General features: G+C 40.3%; 20 protein-coding genes. 16 read left to right on the forward strand and 4 right to left on the reverse strand.

Annotation, left to right across the window (positions count from 1 at the left end; genetic code table 11):
* Nucleotides 1-42 precede the first annotated feature (42 nt).
* A complete protein-coding gene (locus tag R2Q78_RS18115; RefSeq protein ID WP_316793960.1) occupies nt 43-306 on the forward strand; it encodes a CBU_0592 family membrane protein in 264 nt (87 codons plus the stop codon).
* Here the strand turns inward: R2Q78_RS18115 and R2Q78_RS18120 are convergent.
* Nucleotides 274-900, reverse strand: a complete 627-nt coding sequence (locus R2Q78_RS18120) for a TetR family transcriptional regulator (protein ID WP_316793961.1) — start codon at nt 898-900, stop codon at nt 274-276. The two genes, R2Q78_RS18115 and R2Q78_RS18120, sit on opposite strands and share 33 nt — an antisense overlap.
* 191 nt (nt 901-1,091) lie before the next feature.
* On the opposite strand from R2Q78_RS18120, the gene R2Q78_RS18125 reads away from it, so the two are divergent.
* Genes R2Q78_RS18125 through R2Q78_RS18135 form a run of 3 tightly spaced genes read left to right on the forward strand, consistent with a single transcriptional unit; the run spans nt 1,092 to nt 7,065 of the window.
* Nucleotides 1,092-4,295 carry a TonB-dependent receptor gene (locus R2Q78_RS18125; protein ID WP_316793962.1) on the forward strand — a complete coding sequence of 1,068 codons (3,204 nt, stop codon included), beginning with the start codon at nt 1,092-1,094 and terminating at the stop codon, nt 4,293-4,295.
* A 31-nt stretch (nt 4,296-4,326) separates the two neighbouring features.
* Nucleotides 4,327-6,117, forward strand: a complete 1,791-nt coding sequence (locus R2Q78_RS18130) for a RagB/SusD family nutrient uptake outer membrane protein (protein WP_316793963.1) — start codon at nt 4,327-4,329, stop codon at nt 6,115-6,117.
* An 18-nt stretch (nt 6,118-6,135) separates the two neighbouring features.
* Entirely contained in the window at nt 6,136-7,065 is a 930-nt protein-coding gene (locus R2Q78_RS18135; RefSeq protein WP_316793964.1) for a metallophosphoesterase family protein, read from the forward strand.
* Between the two features lie 67 nt (nt 7,066-7,132).
* Here R2Q78_RS18135 and ychF read toward each other — a convergent pair whose 3' ends face one another.
* Nucleotides 7,133-8,227, reverse strand: coding sequence for a redox-regulated ATPase YchF (gene ychF / locus R2Q78_RS18140; protein ID WP_316793965.1), 1,095 nt, complete (start codon nt 8,225-8,227; stop codon nt 7,133-7,135).
* Nucleotides 8,228-8,328: 101 nt separating this feature from the next.
* On the opposite strand from ychF, the gene R2Q78_RS18145 reads away from it, so the two are divergent.
* Nucleotides 8,329-8,802, forward strand: a complete 474-nt coding sequence (locus R2Q78_RS18145) for a DUF5362 family protein (RefSeq protein WP_316793966.1) — start codon at nt 8,329-8,331, stop codon at nt 8,800-8,802.
* Here the strand turns inward: R2Q78_RS18145 and R2Q78_RS18150 are convergent.
* Nucleotides 8,799-9,521, reverse strand: coding sequence for an SRPBCC family protein (locus R2Q78_RS18150; RefSeq protein WP_316793967.1), 723 nt, complete (start codon nt 9,519-9,521; stop codon nt 8,799-8,801). The two genes, R2Q78_RS18145 and R2Q78_RS18150, sit on opposite strands and share 4 nt — an antisense overlap.
* A 159-nt stretch (nt 9,522-9,680) precedes the next feature.
* Between R2Q78_RS18150 and R2Q78_RS18155 the strand changes: the two genes are divergently transcribed.
* Nucleotides 9,681-11,108 (forward strand): alpha-L-fucosidase, encoded by a 1,428-nt coding sequence (locus R2Q78_RS18155; protein WP_316793968.1) that lies wholly within the window; start codon nt 9,681-9,683, stop codon nt 11,106-11,108.
* 154 nt (nt 11,109-11,262) lie between these two features.
* Here R2Q78_RS18155 and R2Q78_RS18160 read toward each other — a convergent pair whose 3' ends face one another.
* Complete coding sequence (locus R2Q78_RS18160) at nt 11,263-11,781, reverse strand: DinB family protein (RefSeq protein ID WP_316793969.1); 519 nt, start codon at nt 11,779-11,781, stop codon at nt 11,263-11,265.
* A gap of 236 nt (nt 11,782-12,017) precedes the next feature.
* On the opposite strand from R2Q78_RS18160, the gene R2Q78_RS18165 reads away from it, so the two are divergent.
* The 10 genes from R2Q78_RS18165 to R2Q78_RS18210 all read left to right on the forward strand — a co-directional run bounded on the left by R2Q78_RS18165 (nt 12,018) and on the right by R2Q78_RS18210 (nt 25,156).
* Complete coding sequence (locus tag R2Q78_RS18165; RefSeq protein WP_316793970.1) at nt 12,018-12,614, forward strand: GIN domain-containing protein; 597 nt, start codon at nt 12,018-12,020, stop codon at nt 12,612-12,614.
* 111 nt (nt 12,615-12,725) lie between these two features.
* Nucleotides 12,726-13,172 (forward strand): KTSC domain-containing protein, encoded by a 447-nt coding sequence (locus R2Q78_RS18170; RefSeq protein WP_316793971.1) that lies wholly within the window; start codon nt 12,726-12,728, stop codon nt 13,170-13,172.
* Nucleotides 13,173-13,374: 202 nt separating this feature from the next.
* Nucleotides 13,375-15,177 (forward strand): serine hydrolase, encoded by a 1,803-nt coding sequence (locus R2Q78_RS18175; protein WP_316793972.1) that lies wholly within the window; start codon nt 13,375-13,377, stop codon nt 15,175-15,177.
* Between the two features lie 59 nt (nt 15,178-15,236).
* On the forward strand, nt 15,237-16,079 hold the full coding sequence (locus R2Q78_RS18180) for an SMP-30/gluconolactonase/LRE family protein (RefSeq protein ID WP_316793973.1): 843 nt from the start codon (nt 15,237-15,239) through the stop codon (nt 16,077-16,079).
* Nucleotides 16,080-16,120: 41 nt separating this feature from the next.
* A complete protein-coding gene (locus tag R2Q78_RS18185) occupies nt 16,121-18,193 on the forward strand; it encodes a hypothetical protein (RefSeq protein WP_316793974.1) in 2,073 nt (690 codons plus the stop codon).
* Nucleotides 18,194-18,245: 52 nt separating this feature from the next.
* Nucleotides 18,246-20,759: a DNA ligase D gene (gene ligD, locus R2Q78_RS18190; RefSeq protein WP_316793975.1), complete on the forward strand. Its 2,514-nt coding sequence runs from the start codon at nt 18,246-18,248 to the stop codon at nt 20,757-20,759.
* 101 nt (nt 20,760-20,860) lie between these two features.
* Nucleotides 20,861-21,466 carry a TetR/AcrR family transcriptional regulator gene (locus R2Q78_RS18195; protein ID WP_316793976.1) on the forward strand — a complete coding sequence of 202 codons (606 nt, stop codon included), beginning with the start codon at nt 20,861-20,863 and terminating at the stop codon, nt 21,464-21,466.
* A 68-nt stretch (nt 21,467-21,534) separates the two neighbouring features.
* Complete coding sequence (locus R2Q78_RS18200; RefSeq protein WP_316793977.1) at nt 21,535-21,963, forward strand: DoxX family protein; 429 nt, start codon at nt 21,535-21,537, stop codon at nt 21,961-21,963.
* 60 nt (nt 21,964-22,023) lie between these two features.
* On the forward strand, nt 22,024-22,623 hold the full coding sequence (locus tag R2Q78_RS18205) for a hypothetical protein (protein WP_316793978.1): 600 nt from the start codon (nt 22,024-22,026) through the stop codon (nt 22,621-22,623).
* 97 nt (nt 22,624-22,720) lie between these two features.
* Nucleotides 22,721-25,156, forward strand: coding sequence for a PIG-L family deacetylase (locus tag R2Q78_RS18210; RefSeq protein ID WP_316793979.1), 2,436 nt, complete (start codon nt 22,721-22,723; stop codon nt 25,154-25,156).
* Nucleotides 25,157-25,168 lie beyond the last annotated feature (12 nt).

Raw genomic sequence — 25,168 nt, forward strand, 5'->3', positions numbered from 1 at the left:
TGATATTTAAAGTCGTAGTTTTACGCTTATTAAGTCGACCATATGTTTAGTATTTTAATTAACACCATAGGATGGCTGGGAGTAATTTTGTGTACTCTAGGTTATTTATTGTTGAGCATGAAAGTGATCCAGGCAGAATCACTTAGTTTTCAGCTGTTGAATATTGTTGGCGGATTGTGCCTGGTAGCCACAGCACTGGAGACACGTGATCTCCCCAACGCTGCAGCGAACCTGCTTTGGATGTTTATTGGTGTTTATTCACTTGCCCGTCACCTAAGGAGCAGGGATAAGGTCAGCAAGCAATAGCGGGTCTATTCCTAAAATCTGGTAAGCCTTATTCTTATAATAGTGCAACCTTTCTGCATAGGCTTTTTTATCGCTTTCCAGCGAAAGATAAAAATACGCACCATCTACTAATACGAAGATCAGATCGGCTGCGGTTTTAGGGTCTTCTACTTTCGTAAACTCTTTCTCGTTACAACGTTCTATCATTGAAGCGAGTGCAAAGCGGAGAGAGTCTAATATCGACTTGTATTTTTCTTTGATCTTTTTTTCCCTGAATGCTAAAGCATAAAAGGTGTAAAATAAACCATCGTCAAAAAGAAGATTCCATTTTTTAGAGAAAAGCATTTCAATGGTTTTCTGTAAATCTGAAAGCGTAACACCCTCTTTGTCTTTAATAGTATAGATTAATAAATACCGTTCGAGGATGTAATCGATTAAGCCATAGGTTAGGTCTTCTTTTGTTTCAAAGTAATGTATAATCAGACTCGGATTGATGTCCATTACTTTGGCTATTTTGGCTATTGAGGTGTTCTCATAGCCCTCTTTTTTAGCAACCTTATAAAATATCTTTATAATTTCTAGCTGTCTTGCCCCCTTAAGGCTTTTTCTACCCATGTTAAAATTTCTGAATCATCCAAACTACTCAAAAGTAATGTTATTATACAAATTTATTTTTATAGATTGAATGTATGTTCAATTAATTTATTAATTTAGTTCTAACCTAATATTAATATTGTACCCAGACCTTAGCACCGTCTAAACAGTATTGTATACTAAACCAAATAAAACCTAATCTTAATTCAATTATGAAAAAAAAGCTACTAATGATTTGTCTCATGCTTTTTGCGGCAAAGGGTTTTGCTCAGAACATCACCGTAAAGGGTGAAGTTTCGGATGCTGATACCAAGGGGCCAATTCCGTCAGTCAATGTGAGTGTTAAGGGTACGACCCTACACACGGCAACAAATTCAAATGGTATTTACACCCTGGCAAATGTTAGCCCAAAGGCTATTCTTGTTTTTTCCTACATCGGTTATAAACCACAGGAAATTAACCTGGATGGTAAAACACAATTAAACGTAACCTTAACCCCTGACTTTGGTGATCTTAACGAAGTTGTTGTAGTGGGTTTCGGAACGAAAAAGAAAATTAATATTGCAGGAGCAATAGATCAGATTTCCGGAAAGGAACTGGAATCCAGGCCGGTTGCCAATGTGATGCAGGGATTGCAGGGGATCAGTCCGGGATTAAATATCAGGTATGGTGGCGGATCTCCGGGCTCAGTACCCGTAATCAATATACGCGGCTTTACTTCTATTAATGGTGGAGCGCCACTGGTGGTTATCGATGGGATCCCGGCGACCAGTAATGATGACATGCTGAGGTTAAATCCTTCCGATATTTCATCTTTTACGGTCTTGCGTGATGCTGCCTCTGCTGCTATTTATGGAGCAAGAGCTGCTTTCGGGGTAATCCTGATCACCACCAAACAAGGAGCCTCCGGCAGACAGACCATTAGTTACAATGCTTTTACCTCCTGGGGTAAACCTACGGTATTGCCAAAGCCTGTTACAGATCCTTATATATTCTCCAGGGTTTTGGAAACTTCTACCGATAACACCCCATGGGATTATGTGAATTATTCCGATGAGTACTATAAATGGGCTAAGGAAAGATCAGACAATCCATCCATTGCGGATACCCGGCTTGATCCTGCAGACCCAAAAAGATGGGCTTACATGGGCAGTAACGACTGGTATGGCTACTTTTTTAATGATGCAAGTGTGTCTCAAAACCATACATTGTCTTTATCAGGGGGTGCTTTGTTAAATAATACGCCGCTTACCTATTATCTTTCCGCTGATTACGCAAAGGAAAATGGACTGAATAAGCTTGCCCCTGATTTCTGGGATCGGTATGGATTGAGATCAAGAGTGGGTTTTTCTCCTTTGAGCTGGCTTAAGGTAGACAACAACCTAAATATTTATGAAACAAAAAGGGCATTGCCCAACACCAGTATCACAGATCTTTACTACCTGAGACCAACTGACGTTGCTAAGAATCCGGATGGATCCTGGGCAAACACGGATGCAGGCAGGCTTGCAGCCAGATTGGTAGATGGAGGTGGCAATCTTCAGAATATGTTCGGTTTTCAAAATATTACAGGTGCGGTAGCTACTTTTCTGAATGGAGACCTGCAGGTAAATGGTGATGCTTCTTTTAAAAGAGAACTATGGAAATACCATAACGACTCTAAGAAATATAAAATCGGCTATGGCCCTGGAGACATCAGAGAAGAGGGAGGCAATGGTTATGTGAGTGAAAGCAATGGTTATCTATATAACAATGCTTTCAACTTGTACACCACTTATAAAAAGACGTTGGGAGATCATTCTTTAAGCGCGATGGTCGGATTTAATAGTGAAAACTATAATTATTCAACTGTAAATGCGCAAAGGGATGTATTGATCTCATCTTCATTGCCATATCTGGGGCTAACTACAGGCGCAGCAACAATAGGTACATCTTATCAATCATACGCCACTAATAGTGTATTCAGCAGGTTAAACTACACCTATAAAAATCGTTATATTTTAGAAGGTACAGGACGTTATGATGGCTCATCCCGTTTTCCAACGCAAAGCAGATGGGGCTTTTTCCCGTCGGCGTCATTGGCCTGGATAGCAAGTTCAGAGGAGTTCTTTAAACCACTTGCACCCGTGCTTTCAACCTTCAAGTTAAGAGCTTCTTATGGTGATCTGGGTAATCAGAACGTAGGGAATTTCGCCTATATTCAAACATTACCAGCTGGTCCTTCAAGTTATTTAATAGATGGAGCTCAGCGTCAGATTATTACCGGTGCGCCACAATTGTTCATCAATCCGGAAACCTATACCTGGGAAAAAGTGTCAACCCTCAATATGGGGACTGATATTGGTTTGTTAAATGATAAATTCCAGATCGCTTTCGATTATTTTATTCGTGATACCAAAGGTATGCTGGTTGCCGGACAAGAATTACCGGGAGTGTTGGGTACCTCTGTTCCTGCTCAAAATGCTGCAGACCTTAGAACCAGGGGATGGGAATTGTCGGTAACGTATAAAGACAGATTTGATATTGGCTCTAAACCATTTAATTTTCAGACTAAAATATTCCTATCTGATTCCCGCTCAAAGATCACCAAATTTAAAAATGATCAAAACCTGTTTTCGTCTTACCGCATAGGCCAAACGATTGGAGAAATCTGGGGACTTGAAAATGATGGGTTGTTCCAAAGTAAGGCAGAAATAGATGCCTTAGATGAAACCAGTCTCATACCGTGGGGCGCGCTGGATATCATTAACGGTTGGCCTAAATACAAAGATCTTGATGGAAATAAAAAGATCGAGCGGGGACTAAGTTCAGATGATCCGAAGGACCTTAAGGTTATTGGTAACAGTACTGACCGATATAGCATTGGTGCTAATCTGAACATGGACTGGAATGGTTTTGACCTTTCGGTATTCCTTCAGGGTGTGTTAAAAAGAGATTTTTATCCTCACCATTATTTATTCTGGGGGCCGTATCAGCAGCCTTATGCCAATGTGTATCCATGGAATCTGGACTACTACAGAGCCGCTGCTGACTCTCCCGAGCAAAGGGCAAAACACTCTGCTTCCTATATTGCTGCGGGCTTAGCTGATGCAAATCCTGATTCTTATTATCCTGTGTTACAATCATGGCTGGCAGATGCAAATTATGGTGCAGGGTTGGATATTCCACAAACGCAATACCTGCTAAACGGTGCTTATCTAAGAGTTAAGAACATCGCCTTGGGTTATACTCTTCCGGCTAAATTGACGAAACGTATTAATATCAGCCGTTTGCGCGTATTCGTGTCAGGAGAAAATCTTTATGAATTTTCGACCATCAAGAAATACATAGATCCCGAAGCAGTAAATCAGGGTTCCAGTGCCTGGGCGTATCCTTTCCAAAGAAAATATGCAGTGGGTTTAAATCTGGACTTTTAATCATCTGAGTTTTACAATTTAAAAAATAGTCATGAAGAAGAATATATATATACTGCTCACGATAGCTGCAATCGCAATCGGGGCCTGTAAAAAAGGTGAATTGAGTCGTTTCCCGCAAACTTCTATTTCCCCAGACCTTTTCTTTAAAACGGAAGAAGATCTTGCGTTGTACGTAAATGGCCTGTTGTCGCTGCCCGACAGAAATAGCTACCTGAACGATCAAAGTAGTGATAACGTCGCCACTACTGCATCAGTTGAGGTAAAAAATGTAATGGGGGGCAATACCAGCGCGCAGAACATCACGTCGGGATGGAGCTGGACAAGGCTTCGTAACATCAATTACTTTCTGGAAAATTACAATAAGGCAAACATCAGTTCTGATGTAAAAAGGCATTACGTGGGCTTAGCGAGGTATTACCGTGCAGAGTTTTATTTGGATAAAGTGAAGCGCTTTTCTGACGTTCCATGGTATTCCGGGACATTAAACCCGGATGATAAGGAGTTGTTTAAACCACGTGATTCGCGTGCATTGGTGATGGATAGCATCATGGCTGATCTGGATTTTGCCTATAAGAATGTGAGGGAAAGTGTACCTGTCGGAACTCCAGGCAAATGGTCTGCAGCTGTTTTATACATCCGCGCAGCGCTTTATGAAGGGACTTTTCGTAGATACCATAATGAACTTAACTCAAAGGCTACAGCAAATGCATTTCTGGAGACTGCTGCCAGGGTAAGCGGAGAAGTAATTACGGCAAAAAAATTCTCTATTTACAACACAGGTAAGCCACTACAGGATTATGCGACGTTGTTCTCGAGTCAGGATTTAAGTGGTAATAATGAAGTCATCTTAAACAATATCTTTGATCAGGCTAAGAACAGATCGCAGAATGTAAATGGCGTTGTATTTGGTGATTATGAGCAGGCACCGGCCAGAGACTTGGTTCAAACTTATCTGATGAAAGATGGTACCCGCTTTACAGATCTTCCGGGTTATGATAAATTTGACTTCGTAAAGGAATTTGAAAACCGAGACCCCCGTTTGTCACAAACTTTGGTTTATCCGGGATGGATCAGGGTTCCTGATGCAAAGCCTTATTTGCAAAGGCTCAATAAAAACTTTACCGGTTATCACCAATTAAAGGGATATGTGAATAGTACTGATAATATCATTCTGAACAGTGTAGATTTCCCGGTATATCGCTATGCTGAGGTGTTGTTGAGCTATGCAGAAGCCCTCGCTGAACTTGGGACCTTAAACCAGACACAATTAGATGCGTCTGTTAATCTGCTGAGAAAGAGGGCGGGCCTACCAGACCTTAATCTGGCTCTGGCAAATGCAAATCCTGATCCTGTGTTGCAACAGCAGTTTGACAATATCGAATCAAATAAAGGCGTGATCATCGAGATCAGGAGAGAGCGCAGGGTTGAGTTTGCATTTGAAAATTCAAGATATGACGATCTAATGCGCTGGAAAGCCGGGAAATTACTGACTAAGAGTCCGGAAGGGATGTATTTCGCAGGCCTTGGTAAATATGATATAACCGGTGATGGGATTGAGGACATTATCCTGATAGACAGATCGCTAACGATTCCATCGGAAGCACAAAAAGAGAAAAATTCATTGGGAGTAACTCTTGTTTATTACCGTACGGGTACAATAGGATCGGATGCGACAGTATTCTTGAAAAACGGAACTGCCGGAGGAGCAATAGTAACAGAGTCTGTTACCCGTAAGTTTGAGGAGCCTAAGTATTATTATCGTCCAATTCCTCAGCAACAAACGGTATTGAATCCAGCACTTAAACAAATATTTGGCTGGTAGGTTAAAGCACTTATTTATATGGAACAGAAAAACATCAAAAGAAGATCTTTACTTAAAGCGGTGGGATTGGCTGCAGGTGCAATGGTGTGCGGTGCCCGGCCTTCTGTGGCCGCAGTACCGGAAAATCAGGTTGCTAAAAAGAAAAAAGTGGCGCTTACAGTGGCGCATATCACCGATGTCCACATTGGAGAAGGTGAGCATGCCCCTGAACGGTTTAAAAAATGCTTAAAGCATATCATTGATAAACATAAACCTGATTTCTTTTTGAATGGTGGTGACTCTATTGGTGATGCATCGTATGACAATGTTGTGTATGATCAGGTAATCAAACAATGGAGTATTTGGGACGATTGCTTAAAAGTACTGGACAAATACGAAGTACATAGTTGTATTGGTAACCATGATTCCTGGTGGAAAGCTCCCTCAAAAGACCACGAAATGTATGGAAAAAGCTATGTGGTTAAACGTTTGAAAATTCCTAACAGATACTACAGTTTTACAAAGAAGAACTGGCATTTTATTGTACTAGACGGGAATAATGGCAACATCTCGCTAGATAAAGAGCAATACGAATGGCTGGAGAAAGAACTGGATAAACTACCGGCTTCTACACCAACCTTATTGATGTCGCATTATCCAATTTTAGGAACTACTCAGGCTCTTGTCGGTGGCGGCCACTCTGATTGTAAGAAACTAAAAGATCTGTTTTATAAACATAAAGACAAGGTGAGGGTTTGTCTGAGCGGTCATAACCACTTATCTGATAACACCCATTATAATGATGTTTTATATTGTTGTAATGGCGCAATGAGTGGTTTCTGGTGGGGTAAGGGGGATGCAGAATCTGCCGGACGGGGTTATTATTTAGAAACGCCCCCTGGATATGCAATGCTCACTTTATATGAAGACGGAACAGTAGATAACGAGTATATTGCCCATACTTACTAATATGTTCTTAAATAAAAAGCTCCCGGTCAAACAACCGGGAGCTTTTTTTATATATTCTTATCAGTAGTTAAACATTAAAACGGAAGTGCATGATGTCACCATCTTCCACGACATAAGTTTTTCCTTCTACACCAAGTTTACCGGCATCTTTACATGCGGCCTCAGATCCAAGCGTTACAAAGTCAGTATATTTAATTACCTCTGCACGGATAAAACCTTTTTCAAAGTCCGTATGAATTACGCCGGCAGCCTGAGGAGCAGTAAATCCTTTGGTAATCGTCCATGCCCTTACTTCCTGCACACCTGCAGTGAAATAGGTATATAGGTCTAGTAACCTGTAAGCTGCACGAATCAGTTTATTTACACCAGATTCAGTCAATCCCAGATCAGCAAGGAATTCCTGGCGGTCTTCATAGCTATCCATCTCAGCAATTTCTGATTCTATTTTAGCAGAGATCACCAATACTTCAGCATTCTCGTCTTTAACAGCTTCCTTAACACGTTCTACATACGCATTTCCATCGATTACAGAACCTTCATCTACGTTACATACGTACATTACCGGTTTCTGGGTAAGTAAGCCTAAATCCTGAATGAATTCAAAGTCATCGGCTTCAACTGCTGCTGAACGTACTGATTTGCCTGATTCTATATGAGTTTTGATCACACTCAAGACATCAAAAGTTCTTTTGGCATCCTTATCGGTTTTAGCCATTTTTTCAACTTTCTGAATACGTTTTGTAACAGTATCCAAATCTTTAAGCTGCAGTTCTGTATCGATGATTTCTTTGTCACGGATCGGGTCAACAGAACCATCCACGTGAATAACATTTCCGTCATCGAAACAACGTAAAACATGGATAATTGCGTTGGTAGCCCTGATGTTTCCAAGGAATTGATTCCCCAGACCCTCGCCTTTAGATGCGCCTTTAACCAGACCTGCAATGTCTACAATCTCAATAGTATTAGGCACTACACGGTTTGGTTTAACTAGCTCTTCCAGTTTAGTCAGTCTGTCGTCCGGAACGGTTATTACACCAATATTTGGTTCTATTGTACAGAAAGGAAAGTTAGCTGCCTGAGCTTTTGCGTTTGATAAACAGTTAAATAAGGTAGATTTTCCAACATTTGGTAAACCTACTATACCACATTGTAATGCCATGTATGATTTTTTTCTTGATTTGGCGCAAAGGTATCAATTTTTTAAAAATATTCTTTATGTTTAGCAGAGCGAAAAGCCCCTAAATGTAATACAACAGAAATATGAATGATTTTAATGAAACAGTATCGGACAAGAACAAGGAAGTTGATGAACTAATCGTTACAGAAGATATTCGCAGTTACATTTACGAAACTGCAAAGTGGGCAAAGTTTCTATCGGTCGTAGGTTTTGTTGTGGCCGGATGGTTAATTATGCTTGCATTTAGTGCATCTGCGTTTGAAACCGCCTTAAACCAGACGCCAGGAGGCGCACAGTTTGCGGCTTTGGGCAGTACAGTATTAACGGTATTTTGCTTGCTTAGTGCCCTGCTTTATTTTTATCCGAGTTTGATGCTTTTTAAATATTCAACCGCCGCAAAAAATGCCGTGCTTTATGCAGAGCAGGAGAGCCTGGCGATTGCCATGAGCAAAATGAAGTCCTTTTTCAAATTCTGGGGTATTTTAACCATTGCAATTATTGCCTTTTATGCGCTGGCATTTATCCTGGTAATTTTTGCTAAAATGGGGATGGCTTAAGTCGCCTCGATACTATGTTTGAAGCTTTTGATTTCTTTTTTTAGCAGACTTTCAAAGAAGGGGTTTAACAACTGGGCCAGTCCAATACCAATACCTCCGATAGGTGGGTGATAAGACAGCACAATTTTAAGATTGGTACCTCTTCCGTCGGTTGTTTCTTCAAATTGTACCCTGCCCACATGATGAATTAATGAGCCTTGAATAGATTTCCATCCAATTAGGCGCCCTGGTTCGTCCTTTACAATCTCAGCGTCCCAATCAATAGAAAATAAGTTTCCAATTACATTTGCTTTCCAGTGTGAAAGCTGGTTGTCTTTGATTTTAACGTTCAAAAGATGTTTAATACTTCCCGGTAGATTATTCAGGTTTCGCCAGTAGGCATATACCTCTGCTGCGGGTTTGTCTATTTCAAATTCCCCGCGTACATTGATAGCTCTTGGTTTACTGGCATCAATTCCAAGCCTTTCGTATAACAGGCACCGACCTGTAAAAGCTCTATAGGCGAGGTAAGTACCGTATAGAAACTGTCCTTTGAAAGGCCTTTTAATACCCCTGCTGATCAAAATACCACTTAGAAACATGGATACCATTCGTTCTGTTAGTCCTATATTTTCATAGTGATGTTTTTCTATTGAAAATTTACCAGATCTCAATTTCAGATTAGTTTCATGTAATTCCATCGTGTCGGTTTGTTTATAGTGATCCATGACTGTTGCCATATTTTTATGTTTAAAAACACTTTGTGGATTGATAAGTTTTAGCTATTCCGGCTTTTGTTTGAAATCATGCCAAAATCATTTAATTTAATGGCAAATTCATACAATTATTAATACCCGTTATGTTGCATTTTTAGTTATTAGTATGATCAACCAAACGTTATGAAGCCAATACAAAAAATTACGACTACAATCATGCTCTCTTTGCTGGGCACAACTGCGACCTTTGCACAGCAGGCGCCTGCTCCTTATGGCGCATTGCCAACTAAGCATCAGCTGGCATGGCAAGACATGGAATATTATATGTTTATCCATTTTGGCCCAAATACATTTACCGATAAAGAATGGGGGCATGGCGATGAAGATCCTAAGATTTTTAATCCTAAGAAACTGGATGCCAGACAGTGGGCACGTACAGCAAAAGCTGCCGGGATGAAAGCTATTATTATCACAGCGAAACACCATGACGGATTTTGCTTATGGCCAAGTAAATTCAGCACGCATACCGTAAGAGAAAGCGCATGGAAGGATGGTAAAGGAGATGTTTTAAAAGAGCTTTCTGCTGCCTGCAAGGAGTATGGTTTGAAGTTTGGCGTATACCTTTCGCCTTGGGATCGTAACCATCCTGATTATGGTACTCCAAAATACAATGACGTATTTGCCAGTACCCTGAATGAAGTTTTGAGCAGCTATGGTCCGGTTTTCGAACAATGGTTTGACGGAGCAAATGGCGGTGATAAGAAGCAGCCTTATGACTGGAAGAAATTCTATGCAGCAGTGTATAAAAATCAGCCTCAGGCTGTCATATTTAGTGACATCGGTCCGGGTGCAAGGTGGATGGGCAATGAAAGAGGTGTTGCAGGAGAAACGAATTGGTCTACTTTAAATACAACTGGTTTTGGTGTAGGTGCTGAGGCTCCGTCCACGGACGTATTGAATACAGGTAATGAAAATGGCGAACACTGGATTCCTGCGGAAGTAGACGTTTCGATCAGACCGGGCTGGTTTTATAGTGCAGCTACTGATGATAAAGTTAAATCTGTAGAGCAATTGGTATCTATCTATAACACTTCAATAGGACGTAATGGCAACCTGCTTTTAAATGTGCCGGTAAACCGTGACGGATTGATTCATCCAAATGACTCGACCCGTTTAATGGAATTCAAAAGAGTAATCGATGCGGCTTTTAAAACAGATTTGGCTAAAGGTAAAAAAGTTACTGCTTCTGATTTAAGAGGTGCTTCCAAACAGTTTTCAGCTCAAAATCTTACTGACGGTAATGCCAATACTTATTGGGCGGCTAAAGATGGTGTTAAAAGTGCGTCATTGGTTATTGATCTCGGTAAGCAAACAGATCTAAATCGCATTGTTTTACAAGAATATATTGCGTTAGGACAACGTGTTAAATCTTTTTCGGTGGAATACTGGAATGGAAAAGATTTCGAGCAGATTGATAAACAGACTACCATTGGTCATAAACGCATATTATCATTCCCGACTATTAAAACAAGTAAAATCCGTGTGAAGATACTGGAGGCAAATGCTTGTCCGGTGCTTTCTGCCATTCAGCTTTATAACGCGCCAGAATAAGCACTACGTCATCCTGAATTTATTTCAGGATCCCGTTTGAGCAGGTGTAAATAGCATGCGCGGGATTCTGAAATAAACCACGTAGTGCTCATAAAGACCAAAATCAATAAGTACTACTGAATAATTCAGGATGACGAAAACGATAAACAAACACCTAATCCCTGTTCCAGAATGCAGGTGGCTCTATACCTAAACTTCTCAAATACACAGTCCCTTGGGCACGGTGGTGGATTTCATTGTCTATAAAATAAAGGATCGTAGAAAAAGCCTGACCATCGTACATGCCAAACGCCAGTACATTTTCCTGAAAGCGTTCTTCGCTGATCTGTGGCCAATAAGCGCTGATCTGTTCAGTTGCATCATCCCATAATGCGAGGAATTCTGCCTTGGTGGATGCTACAGCTTTTGCGTTGTGGTCCCAATTACTGCCCGCCGGCCACTCGTCTGTAGCGATTCCTTTTACACCAGGTCCCGAGATATCCAGGATTTCCTTCATCATGTCGGCAAAAGTTCGCATTCCTCCGATGCTGTAATCAAAGAATTTGTCTTCTGGAAAAGCTTCTATAACACGTTTTGTTAGTCGGCGATGTCCCAGCCATGAACTTAAGAGATCAGAAGGAGAAATGAATAAAGGCGCTGAAAGTGTTGCTGTGTGGTTGTTTTGAGTTTCCATGATATGTTTTTAAGGTTAACTATGATTTCTTATACAAAGAAAACTACCGCCACTGACAACCCTATGGCAGTCTGTTTTTACAAATGAAAAAAAATTACAGGGAGTTGGTCGAATAATTTCAGGCGTTGGTCGTGAAGTCTCCAAAGCTGGTATAATACGACGAAAATCGCTGAAACGTTTGTCGCCCGAGGTCGTCTTAATAACAAACAATAAGAAAAACTTTAAAATATTATATCATGAAAACTTTAACAAAAACATTATTCTACACAGTATTCGCAGCAGTACTTTTAACTTCTTCAGCAATGACATCTTTAGCTGCCAACACCATAAAAATTGAAACAGTAAAAAATGGCTTTAACAAAATCTGGGTTGGCGGAAATGTAAAGATCATCCTGACGCAGAGTGAAAATGAGGGCGTGTTTGTAGATGAGAATTTTAACTCAGATAAAACATTTGTGACCAGTAAAGGGCAAACTTTATATGTCAACTCTATGGCTGACGGACAAGTAACCATTAAGGTTTCGGTAAAAGACCTGCAAAGGATAGAAGCTGCGGGAAGCTCAGTAGTAGTAACCAGCAATAACTTTGATGTAAAATACCTTCAGGTTTTTCTGAGCCAGAGCGCAAAGGCAAAAGTAAGTGCAATTACAGGTAGCTTATATACGGTGGTGAATGATGATGCGAAGTTGAAAATGAGCGGTTCGGCAAATGAACATACACTGCTGGCCAGTAATATGAAGAATGTTAAGTTCGGAGATTTCGTAAGTCTAAAAACAAATCGTCAAGATTCTCCGTCTTTACCGGCAGATCAACTGGCTGGTATAGCAAAATAAGATAGATTGGATGGGTTAGGGATAAAGCGGCGGGTGAAAACCTGCCGCTTTTATAATTAATTGAAAATAATATGATTACATAAAGATTTGCCGTACCTTTGCGCAAATTTTATGAAGAAGATAGTAGATTACAGAAAGTTATTGGGTGTACAGAAGGATGCCGAATTAAAAGAATTGAAGACCATTTACAGGAATTTAATGAAAGACTGGCACCCTGATAAGTTTCAGGATAGCGAAGAAGCAAAGTTGGAAGCAGAGACTAAAAGTAAAGAGATCATAGAAGCCTACCACTTTTTGGTAAGCATTGCCCCTGAAACACTTGCGATTTCCAAAGAAGAGTATGATCAAACCACAGCAACTTGTGGTATTGCAGATTACAACTGGGCCGGATTGGTGTTAACTGTCCATTTCCTTGACGGAAGTGCTTATGAATACTTCGGTGTACCAAAAGCAGTTTACGTAAAATTGGTAAATGCTGATTCGCCAGGAAGATTTGCACGTCGTCACATCTTCAGCGAATTCCCATATAGAAATATAGCCAAGCTGGCAACAGCCTAAGAACAGAATAAGAATATATATACGAGGCCCCGTTCAACAAAGTTGAAAGGGGCTTTTCGTTATGTTGTATGTCGAAAGCTTTCTTTTAACAATCATAAAAAATAGCGTACAAGAAAATAGTCCAATATCGGTGTAACTATTGTTCGTGTTCTGACGTCAATAGATATATCAACATGACACTTTAACTCATTTTTTTACACAAATGAAAAACTTCATCACTTCTATTTTATTTTCAGCTATTAGTTTCCTTTCTGTCGCACAAGAAAATGTCAAGCCAATTGATCCGCGTTTAGAAGGTCTGGATACTCTACTCAATAAAGTCTTAAAAGATCAGCACATCGCAGGTTTTTCTGTAGCAATAGTAGAAGGTGATCAGGTCATCTACAGTAAAGGGTTTGGTTATAGAGATCTGGATAATAAAAAGCCGGTGACCCCAAATACACTTTTTGCGATAGGATCCAGTACGAAAGCTTTTACTTCCGCTTTGCTAGGATTGTTGCAAAAAGAAGGAAAATTATCCTTTGATGGAAATGCGATATCCTATCTTCCCCAATTGCGCTTTTTTAACGACAATATGAATAATCAGATCACTGTGCGCGACATGATGACCCATCGTACAGGATTGTCACGCTATGATTTTTCCTGGTATAGGTTTAATACCAGTAACCGCGACAGTCTGATCAGCAGAGTGAGGTATATGGAGCCGACTGCCGGTGTCCGGGAGAAGTGGCAGTATAATAATTATATGTTTTTGGCTCAGGGTATGATTGCAGAGAAGCTAACTGGCAAAACCTGGGAGCAGAATATAAAAGAACGGTTTTTTGTTCCTTTGGACATGATGCGTTCCAATACTGAAATGGAAGTGTTTAAAAAGGATATTGATGCCTCGCTGCCATATGGGCTAGACGGGGAGGTTATAAAGAAGATGGACTATTATAATATTGACGGTATGGGTCCGGCTGGAAGTATAAATAGCAGTGCTAATGATATGGCAAATTGGTTAAAACTATGGATATCGGGGGGATATTATAAAGGAAAGCAAGTTTTGGCATCTGAATATATTGGCGAAGCTGCTAGTTCGCAAATGGTGATGGCAGGAGGGCTACCTAGTGATGAAAAAGATATTTATATGATGAATTACGGTTTGGGCTGGATGATCAGCTCCTACCGGGGACATTATAAAGTACAGCATGGGGGAAATATTGATGGGTTTTCAGCAAGTGTTTCATTCTTTCCTGTAGACAGACTTGGAGTTGTCATATTGACCAATCAAAATGTTTCGCAGGTTCCGGGAATTGTACTCAATAGCATTGCGGATAAACTGCTCAAGTTAAATCCTATTGACTGGAATGGCAAAGCGCTGCGGGAGGGTAGAGAAGCGAAGGAAAAAGATAAAAGTGTAAAGAAGGAAGCTGATGGTCATCGTGTTTTAAATACAAGTCCATCTCATCCATTTAAGGATTATACCGGCTTATTTGATAATCCTGCATATGGAGTCATAGACATCACGCTTAGAAATGATTCACTGTTTGCAAAAGTAGGTAAGAGTAAAGTATGGCTGAAGCACTATCATTATGATATTTTTGAGTGGAGAAACGTCAACATAAACGGAAAGCCTGACACGTCTTCAAGTACGCTTCGCTTTAATTTTTCTACAGGTATGGACGGTAAAATAGCCAACATTGCAGTGCCTTTTGAATATGGAATGAAACATACCGTTTTTACCCGCAAGCCAAGAGAAGTTGATGTGAACACCTTATCAAGATATACCGGGGAATATATGCTTGGAACCATAGAGGTGAAAGTTTACGTTAAGGAAAAGGCATTGTATGTTTATATGCCTGGGCAACCAGAATATGAATTAATAGCATCTGATGAACATGATTTTAAAATAAAAATATTAGATGGATATCAGGTGAAATTTGAACTAAAAAATAGTGGAAAAGCAGAGACTGTTGTGTTCATCCAGCCTAATGGAACATTTAAGGCGAGTAGAAAGAAATAAATCATATATTTAATGATATGATGTTCAGATGTTTTTTTATAATCCCGCTGTTATTAAATATGAGTAGTACCATTAGTAATGCGCAATTATTTAATCCCGATAGTATCAGGTTAATCTCAGATCAGTTTGCTTTTACCGAGGGACCCGCTGTGAATAAAAAAGGCGAGGTATTTTTTACTGATCAGCCCAACGATAAGATATGGAAATACGGAATTGATGGTAAACTGTCGGTCTTTATGGAAAAATCAGGCAGAGCCAATGGCTTGCATTTTGACCGTTCGGGTAATCTGCTGGTGTGTGCTGATGAGCAAAACCAGTTGTGGTCCATTGGCAAAAATGGTAAAATCAAGGTATTAATAACAGATCTTGATGGCAAGAAGCTGAATGGGCCAAATGACCTGTGGGTAGATAAAAAGGGAGGCATTTATTTTACTGATCCCTATTATCAACGTGATTACTGGACCAGAAACCAGCCTGAACTAGAAAAGCAGAACGTATACTATCTGCCAGCAGGTAAAAAGCAGCAGTTGACGCTTGCACTGGATGATCTGAAACAGCCTAATGGCATTGTGGGTACCCCTGATGGAAAGTATTTATATGTATCGGATTTGGGCGCCCAGAAAACATACCGGTACGAGATCATCGGAGACGGTAAACTGGGTGATAAAAAGCTGATGTTTGAAAAAGGATCGGATGGGATGACGCTAGATGAAGACGGTAACATTTATATTACAGGGAATGGCGTGACGGTGTTCAATAAAGAGGGGTTGCAGCTCGCTCATGTTCCGCTGAAGGGCTGGACAGGCAATGTTTGTTTTGTTGGTAAAGACCGGAAACAACTTTTCATAACCTCAGGTAAAACGATTTATATAGTCCCAATGCAGGTTCGTGGGGTTGAATGACAAGAAAAAAATTGTATGTTAGGGGATCAAACCAAATATGTATGAATCCTAAACTGATACTTTTTATTTTTTTTCTACAAGCTGGTTTAGTAGCTGCGCAGACTAAAGTAAATACTGAAAAATTCAGCAAAAAGAATGAAGCTTCTGTAAAAGTTGACAAGGATATTCTGGAAATCACCTGGCCTACAGGTGCGAATAGTAAGGGTAAAATCGAGTTCAATATGCGAAAAGGTGAGCCCTTATTTAAGCGCATTCAACTGAACTCAAAGGTCGTTGCAACAGATTTAGATCCAGCATTTTTATTGAGTATTGGAAAAAGAGATTTAATGTCGCAAAATGGATGGATGATCTTTTTTGATAAGGTTCCCTTGAAGCCTTACAAAACTTACCCCATTGAGTTGCAAAAGAATAATTTCTCGGTAACCAGTATCGGGAGCAGAACGGTATTAACGGTATCATCCCTGAGCGCAGATCGTTTCGCCGGTGATTTGGAAATTACTTTTTATAACGGTAGTCCGCTGTTCAATGTGGCTGCTGTGATGAGCACGAAGGAAGATGCAACTGCAATTGTTTACGATGCGGGTTTGATGGATACTAAGAATGCCTGGAAAACGATTTCGTCCATAACCACAGAAGGAAAATTAATTGATGCTCCTGTAAATAAAACGGACACTGCGGTGAACCTTGCTGTGAAATACCGCACAATTGCAGCCAGCAATGGCTCTGGTACGCTGGCGATTTTCCCTGCTCCGCACCAGTATTTCTACCCGCTGGATGAGGCCTTCAACCTGAAATTTACATGGCATGGTACTCAATATAGAAAAATGCTTGATGGGTATGGAATTGGTATCAGACAGGATTTGAAGGGGGATAACCGGTTTGTGCCCTGGTTCAATGCGCCGCCACAAACGAAGCAAAGGATGAATTTCTTTTGCCTGTTGAGTGATCAGCTGGGTGAAGCTGCTTTTACTGAGGTAAAGAAATTTACCAATAATGACTCCTATGCAAAGTTGCCGGGATTCAAAACCATGTCGAGCCACTTCCACAATGAAATAGTGATGAAGGTTTTGATGGCCAACAGGGAATTGCCTGAAGTTCCGGATTTCATGAAGGTATTCAAGAGTACGGGCATTGATATTGTACATTTAGCTGAATTTCACTACACCGCTCATCCTAAAGGACCAGATGAACTAAGGTTACTGGAACTGAAGACACTTTTTGATATGTGTAAGCAATACTCGGATGACGGGTTTCTATTACTGCCTGGTGAAGAGCCAAATGAATTTTTTGGCGGGCATTGGCTGCAGTTTTTCCCTAAGCAGGTTTACTGGATCATGCAGCGTAAAAAAGGACAGCCATTGTATGAGGAACACCCTGTGTATGGAAGGATATATCACATCGGTGACAAAGACGATATGCTAAAACTGCTGGAGATGGAGGGTGGTTTGGCCTGGACTGCTCATGCCCGTACCAAAGGCTCGGTAAATGCCCCTGATGTATACAAGGATGAGACATTTTTTAAATCAGACCGGTTTATGGGCGCTGCATGGAAGGCCATGCCGGCCGATCTTTCGGAGCCTAGATTGGGCAAAAGGGTGCTTGATCTGCTGGACGATATGAACAACTGGGGTGAGAAGAAAACCATCATTGCAGAAGCAGATTTATTTACCATTACTCCTGAAAACGAAATGTATGCTCACCTGAATGTGAATTACATGATGCTGGACAAGCTGCCGAAGTATGAGGAAGGCTGGAATCCAATAGTTGAGGCGATGCAGAAGGGGAAGTTTTTTACCTCGACTGGTGAAGTATTGATACCGATGCTGACTGCCAACGGAAAAACATCCGGTGAAACGATAAAGCTGGATGCTGCGGGCAACGTAAATATAAAAATGCAGTTGAAATGGACATTTCCAATGAATTTTATTGAAGTGATCTCCGGAGATGGTAGTAAGGTGTACCGGGATAGAGTGGACCTGACCAATACCAGGGCTTTTGGAGATCAGGTTTTTGACTTCAAAAAGAAACTAAAAGGCCGTAAATGGTTGCGCGTAGAAGCCTGGGATACCGCAGTAAATGGTGCATTTAGTCAGACTTTCTACATAGACAAATAAGTACTGTGAAACTATAAACTCTCCTAACTGTTATTTCTTTAAAAATGAGGTTATGAGTTTGGAGAAATATGTTAAAAAGCGGGATTTCAGCAAGACTAAAGAACCTGGTTTAAAGAAAGCCGAGCTTGAAACAAAAGCTAAAAAAAAACCTAAAGCCACTGCAGGTAAAAAGCTAAGTTTTGTGGTGCAACGTCACCATGCCTCACACCTTCATTATGATTTTCGTCTGGAAATGCAGGGCGTCCTAAAAAGCTGGGCTGTTCCTAAGGGACCTTCATTGAACCCTAAGGACAAGCGTTTGGCAATGATGGTAGAAGATCATCCTTATGAGTACCGGACTTTTGAAGGAGAAATTCCTGCCGGAAATTATGGTGGCGGAACCGTACACATATTCGATAAGGGCACCTACCAGGCTTTGGAAAAGGGCAGTGAGGAAGACTTATTAAAAGGTCTGCATGCCGGTAACCTAAAATTTAAGCTCAATGGTAAGATCCTGAAAGGCGAGTTTGCTTTGGTGAAAATAAAAAGCGCGGAAGATAATACCTGGTTACTGATTAAACATAACGATGAATATGCCGTCAAGGGATCATTTGATAGTGAAGACCTGGTGCCATCGACTATAAAGAAGAAAGGCATTGCCTTCAAAAAAAATGCAGGTAAACAGCAGGCTGTTGCTGAGCTTGAAACAGATGCAGAAGAAGAGCCGCCGATAGAGACCAGGGAGATTTCCTACAAACCAATGCTGGCAAAACTTGCAGATCATGTCTTTGATGATCCGGATTGGATTTATGAAAAGAAACTGGATGGTTACAGAGCCCTTGCCTTCACCGAAGCAAAAGGAGGCGTAAAGATCATGTCACGAAATGGGATCGACTTCAAAGAAAAGTACAAAGCTGTTTCCGAGGCACTCAAAGATTTGGGCTTGGATGCTGTAATAGATGGTGAACTGGTGGTGGAAGATAAAAAAGGGAAAAGCTATTTTCAAAAGCTGCAGAATTATGATGCTGAGACAGAAGACATGACCCTTAAGTTTTACGTATTTGATTTGTTGGCTTTAAATGGGCACGACATGAGGGGTATGGAGCTGGTAAAGCGTAAAGAGTTGTTGAAGAAGCTGATTGACGGTTTGGATGAACCTGCGGTTATATATAACGATCATGTGCATGAAAATGGCAAAGAATTATTTAAAGCAGCAGAAAAACATGGATGGGAAGGCATTATTGGAAAGAATGCAACTAGTGTTTATTCGAGTGATAAGCGGTCAGATCAATGGCTAAAATTTAAACTGCAGAATAGTCAGGAAGTAATTATCATAGGATTTTCCAAGCCAGAGGGAAGCAGGCAATATTTTGGCTCAATTGCGCTGGCCATGTATGAAGGTACAGCACTGACATATATTGGTAATTGCGGAACTGGATTTAATGAAGAAACCTTAAAAGATCTTCACCATAAAATGAGGGCATTGGTCATTAAAAATAAGCCTGTAAAGGAAAAAGTACATAAAGAATATAATTTCACCTGGGTTAAGCCAGAGCTGGTTGCGGAAGTTACTTATAGTGAGTGGACTGAAGACCAGCATTTGAGACACCCTGTTTTTAAAGGACTTCGTATGGATAAGGAAAAGGATAATGTTATCAAGGAATCACCAAAAGAAGAGGTGGGTGATAAGGAACTGCTGTTTGGCCGTAAAAAAGTGAAGTTGACCAATCTGGATAAGCTGTATTGGCCAAAGGAGGGCATTACAAAAGGCGAGTTGTTGTCTTATTATGAAAAGATGTCGGCTTATATTTTGCCCCATTTAAAAGATAAAGCGTTGTCATTAAACAGGCATCCCAATGGAATAGATGAGCCAGGATTCTTCCAAAAGGATCTGGATACCGACAAGATCCCCAAATGGATCAAATCGGCACCATTATATTCTGAAAGCAACGATAAACATATAGATTATTTAGTTTGCAATGATGAAGCTACGTTATTGTGGATGGTGAATTTGGGTTGTATAGAAATCAATCCCTGGTTGAGTAAATATAAAACTCCGGATCATCCTTTGTTTGCGGTACTCGATTTAGATCCTCATGATATAGATTTTAAAGAAGCGGTGAAGGTTGCATTGTCTGCTAAAGAATTGCTGGATAAAATGAAGCTGAAGTCTTTCATAAAGACATCGGGTTCTAAGGGGTTGCATATTTTTATTCCGATAGGTGAGAAATATGACTACGATGTTTCCAAAGATTTCATCAAGTACCTCGGGCAAATGCTGTTTGATTTGCATCCTGATACAACCAGTTTGGAGCGAAGTCCATCGAAGCGTAAAAACAAGATCTATCTTGATTTTCTTCAGAACAGACGCGGGCAAACCATTGCCGCGCCCTATTCGGCCAGACCAAAACCTGGAGCTACTGTTTCTGCACCCCTTGAATGGACCGAAGTGAATGAACAACTAGACCTGAAAGACTTTACGATTTTCAACATGGAAAAAAGGGTGAAAAAAAAGGGTGAGCTATGGAAAGGAGCTTTAACAGTAAAAAATGACCTCTTATCTGGCTTGAAAAGGCTTAAAGACTGATTCGTTAATTTTGTTGTAATTAAGTCAGAAAGTAAGATATTCTTTCAATATGTCCTCATACCCATTACTTTTGTTAACACTGTTAGCTAAATTGAATGCGTATGGGAATTGCAGAACGTAAAATAAGACAAAAAGAAGAGTTCAGGGCTAGTATATTGGAGGCAGCCTGGTTGCAGGTACTTTCTGATGGCTGGCAGTCTTTGTCGATCCGCAAAATCGCTGATGCGATTGAATACAGTATTCCCGTGATCTATAATCATTTTGAAAATAAGGAAGCCATACTTTTGGAGTTCACTAAAGAAGGTTTTCAGAAACTTGCGGATGCGCTACAGGAGGTGAAAAACAAATATGATGATCCTGCTGCTCAATTGGAAGCTATAGCTCATGCTTACTGGGATTTTGCGTTTGATCATAAAGAATACTACCAGCTGATGTTTGGACTGGGGATACCTGCATGTGATCGGGTAAATCAGATTGGTGAAATGAAACATATGGCGACAATCATGATTTCTACAATACAGGATACCATCGCTTTGAGTAGTAACAAGGATGTAGACTATTTCTTAAAATACCATACCTATCTTTCTATTCTTCATGGTTTGGTATCTATTCAAATGATACAAAAAGAAGGAAGGCCGGATGATAACAAAAAGCTGATCCTTCAGGATGCGATTTCGGGATTTATTACTGCGCTGACCGCCGGTTAGGTATTAATTATCTATATTTACGTTAATCTATTCACTATTTAATCATCAATCAAAAACAGAATTTAAGAATGAAGAAGCTATTTAATACCAATTTTAGCAATGAGGGTGTACACTTTATGTTACTTGTTTTACGGGTGGCATTTGCAGCATTTATGATCGTTCATGGGTATCAGAAGCTGGGCTGGATCACTGCTGGCGGAGAGATACAGTTTGGTGACCCAATTGGAGTTGGTCCGGTAGCCTCACTTTATCTGGCCGTATTCGCTGAGTTTTTCTGTTCCATTTTATTGTTATTGGGACTTGCCACCAGAATAGCGGTGATCCCTTTGATTATTACAATGCTTGTGGCAGTGTTTATCGTACATGCCCCTGATGGTTTTGATAAAAAAGAAATGGGTTTGCATTATCTGGTCGTGTACCTGTTTATACTTGTTGCAGGAGCTGGAAAATACAGCATAGATCATATCATCAGCAGCAATTTGAGCCGGAGACGCTAATTTGTTGCGATTGAGAGGCGTGTTTATATCATTTAATGTGTTTATCCCGTTATAAGTACTATGAAAAAGATTTTATTGATTTGCCTTACGGCTATAGCGATATCAAGTTGCGGAATAAACAGGCAGGCCCAGCAAATTAAAGCGCTTGAAAAATGTAAATACAGGATTACTTCTGCGGATCAGATTACTATTGCAGGAGCTGATGTAAAGAAAATGATCAATGATCAGGATATCAATATCGCCAGCCTTCCAGGACTGGCATTGGGTTTATTGAGAAGAGATGTACCCCTTAAAGCGAGACTAAATCTGGAAGTTAAAAACCCTACGGGAGATGATGCGGCGATTAATCAGTTTGAATATAAAATTTTGATCAACAGGCAGGAACTGGCTAATGGTTTTGTAAATCAGGAAGTTAATGTAGCTGCCGGACAATCTACCGTTGTGCCTGTAGATATGGAAGTAAATATCTATCCTTTTGTTTCCAACAGTAAGGTGATGGGTGAAATCAGCGATTTTATCAAAAGTGGTAAAAGCGGAGCAGAGAAAAAAGGAATTTTAACCTTAAAGATCAGACCTAGTATTAAAGTAGGCAATTCCCTGGTTAAGTATCCTGGTTTTATCACTATAGACAAAGAGGTTTCCAGTAAGATTCTCCTATAAAACGTGTAGTACTTTTGCAGGATTGTTACGGAGTTTAATTTGTATTAAAAGTACAGATTAATGATTTTTGGTTAATTTCGAAAATTAAGATCCGTATATGAAATTTCGTTTATATCTGCTGGTAATATCAGTAGTCCTTCCTTTTTTTTCTAAAGCTCAAATGATGCAGCAGCTAAATGCCGCAGAAATCAAACAGGGGCTACAGGCTTTAAATGTTACAGGTAGTGTGTTGTACATTGCGGCTCATCCTGATGATGAAAATACCCGCTTGCTGGCTTATCTTGCCAAAGAGAAAAAAGTAAGAACCGGTTATCTTTCCCTGACCAGGGGAGATGGAGGGCAGAACCTGATCGGGAATGAACAAGCCGAGCTTCTTGGGTTGATACGTACACAGGAATTGCTGGCTGCAAGACGTACGGATGGTGCCGAACAGTTTTTTACCAGAGCAAATGATTTTGGCTTTTCCAAGAATCCGGAGGAGAGCTTTAAGATCTGGGATAAGTCAAAAATACTTGCTGATGTAGTTTGGGTGATCCGTAAATTTCAGCCCGACGTAATCATCACCCGTTTTCCTGAAGATTCCAGGGCTGGGCATGGTCATCATTCAGGCTCTGCAATACTTGCGAGAGAAGCTTTTGTTGCTGCAGCAGATCCTAAACAATTTCCAGAGCAACTTGCATTTGTGAAGACCTGGAAGGCCAAGCGAATCTTATGGAACACATTTAACTTTGGAGGGAATAATACTACTTCGGAGGATCAGCTAAAAATAGACATAGGAGCGTATAATCCATTATTGGGGAAAAGCTATGGTGAAATAGCTGCGGAAAGCAGATCCAATCATCGAAGTCAGGGCTTTGGTTCTGCCAGACAAAGAGGAGGAAGTGTTGAATATTTTATTCCGGTAGCGGGCGAAAAGGCTGCTAAAGATATATTTGATGGCATAGATTTTTCTTTAAACAGAATTCCGGCAAGTGCCACTATCCAGCAATTAATAACAGAAATCAGTACTGAATATGATGCGGCTGATCCTTCTAAATCCGTAGCTAAGCTATTGAAACTGCGGACTCTGGTAAAGGGAAAGCCATTTAAACATGACTTGCTGGATGATTTAATTCTGGCAAGTGCTGGTATCTGGCTTGAAATGCAGGCTACAAATTCAACATATGCATTAAGTACACCGATCAATGTAAAAGTTCAGGGGATAGCAAGGATAAAATCGGGATTTCCATATACAATTGCTATTGAAGAGAAAAATACAAATGTAACTTTTAACCTCCCCCCAAACCAGTTTGTTTCGAAAGAAGGCTCAATTCAGGGAGGAAAGAATTTAACACAGCCTTATTGGTTGGAGAAAGAACATGCTCAGGGAAGCTTTGTGGTAGATTCCCTTTCGAAAATTGGACTGGCAGAAAATCCAATCGATTTAAGTGGAATCTTTAATGTGAAAATTGGAGATGATGTTATCGTAAAACGGCTTCCATTGATTTATAAATATACCGATCAGGTGAGAGGTGAATTGTATCAGCCTGTGGTGATCGCTCCGCCTGTTACTGCAACAATGAGTGAAAAGGCATTTGTATTTAATGGAAATGAGTCAAAGCTAATTTCCGTGCGAATGAAAAGCTTTAAAGATAATGCGTCAGGTGTAGTCCATGCTGCGATTCCATCAGGTTGGAAGGTTTCGCCGGAAAAGCTGGAATTCAAATTGAATAAAAAGGGAGATGAACAAGTGGTTTCATTTACTGTTACACCGGGAGGTAACGTTACGGGCGGAAAAATTGCGTTAAATGTTGCTGTAGATGGACAAACTTATAACAAATCATTGCGGGTAATAGATTATGAGCATATTCCTGTGCAGACTTTATTTCCTTTTGCAGAAGCTAAAGTGGAAAAAATTGATTTAAAGCTGGCAGGCAAAAGAATAGGTTATCTGGCCGGAGCAGGGGATTTAGTCCCTGAATCTTTAAAGCAAATCGGATATGATGTGGTGGATTTAACAGAAAGTCAGGTGATTAACGGAGACCTATCGGGATTTGACGCTATTGTTACGGGAGTCAGGCTTTACAATGTAAACGAACAGGTAAAAAGTATGCAACCCAAACTGATGAAGTATGTGGAAAATGGGGGCGTGTTAATGGTGCAGTATAACGTAAATAGTCCGCTTAGATTGGACAATATAGGACCTTATCCATTTAAATTATCGAGAGACAGGGTGACAGAAGAGGATGCGAAAGTTAAGATACTTGCTCCTTCAGATAGGGCACTGGTTTACCCAAATAAGATTACAGAGAAAGATTTTGATGATTGGATACAGGAAAGAGGATTGTACTTCGTAACTGATGCAGATCAAAAATATACTTCATTATTGAGTATGAATGACCAGGGAGAGTCTGCTAAAGACGGATCGCTGATCGTGGCTGATTATGGAAAAGGAAGATTTGTATATACGGGTATTTCATTTTTCAGACAGTTACCTGCAGGTGTACCCGGTGCATACAGGTTGTTTGTGAATCTAATTTCAGGAAAAAAATAGTTAATATTCGAA

Source organism: Pedobacter frigoris (genome assembly GCF_032678645.1).
Taxonomy (GTDB): domain Bacteria; phylum Bacteroidota; class Bacteroidia; order Sphingobacteriales; family Sphingobacteriaceae; genus Pedobacter; species Pedobacter frigoris_A.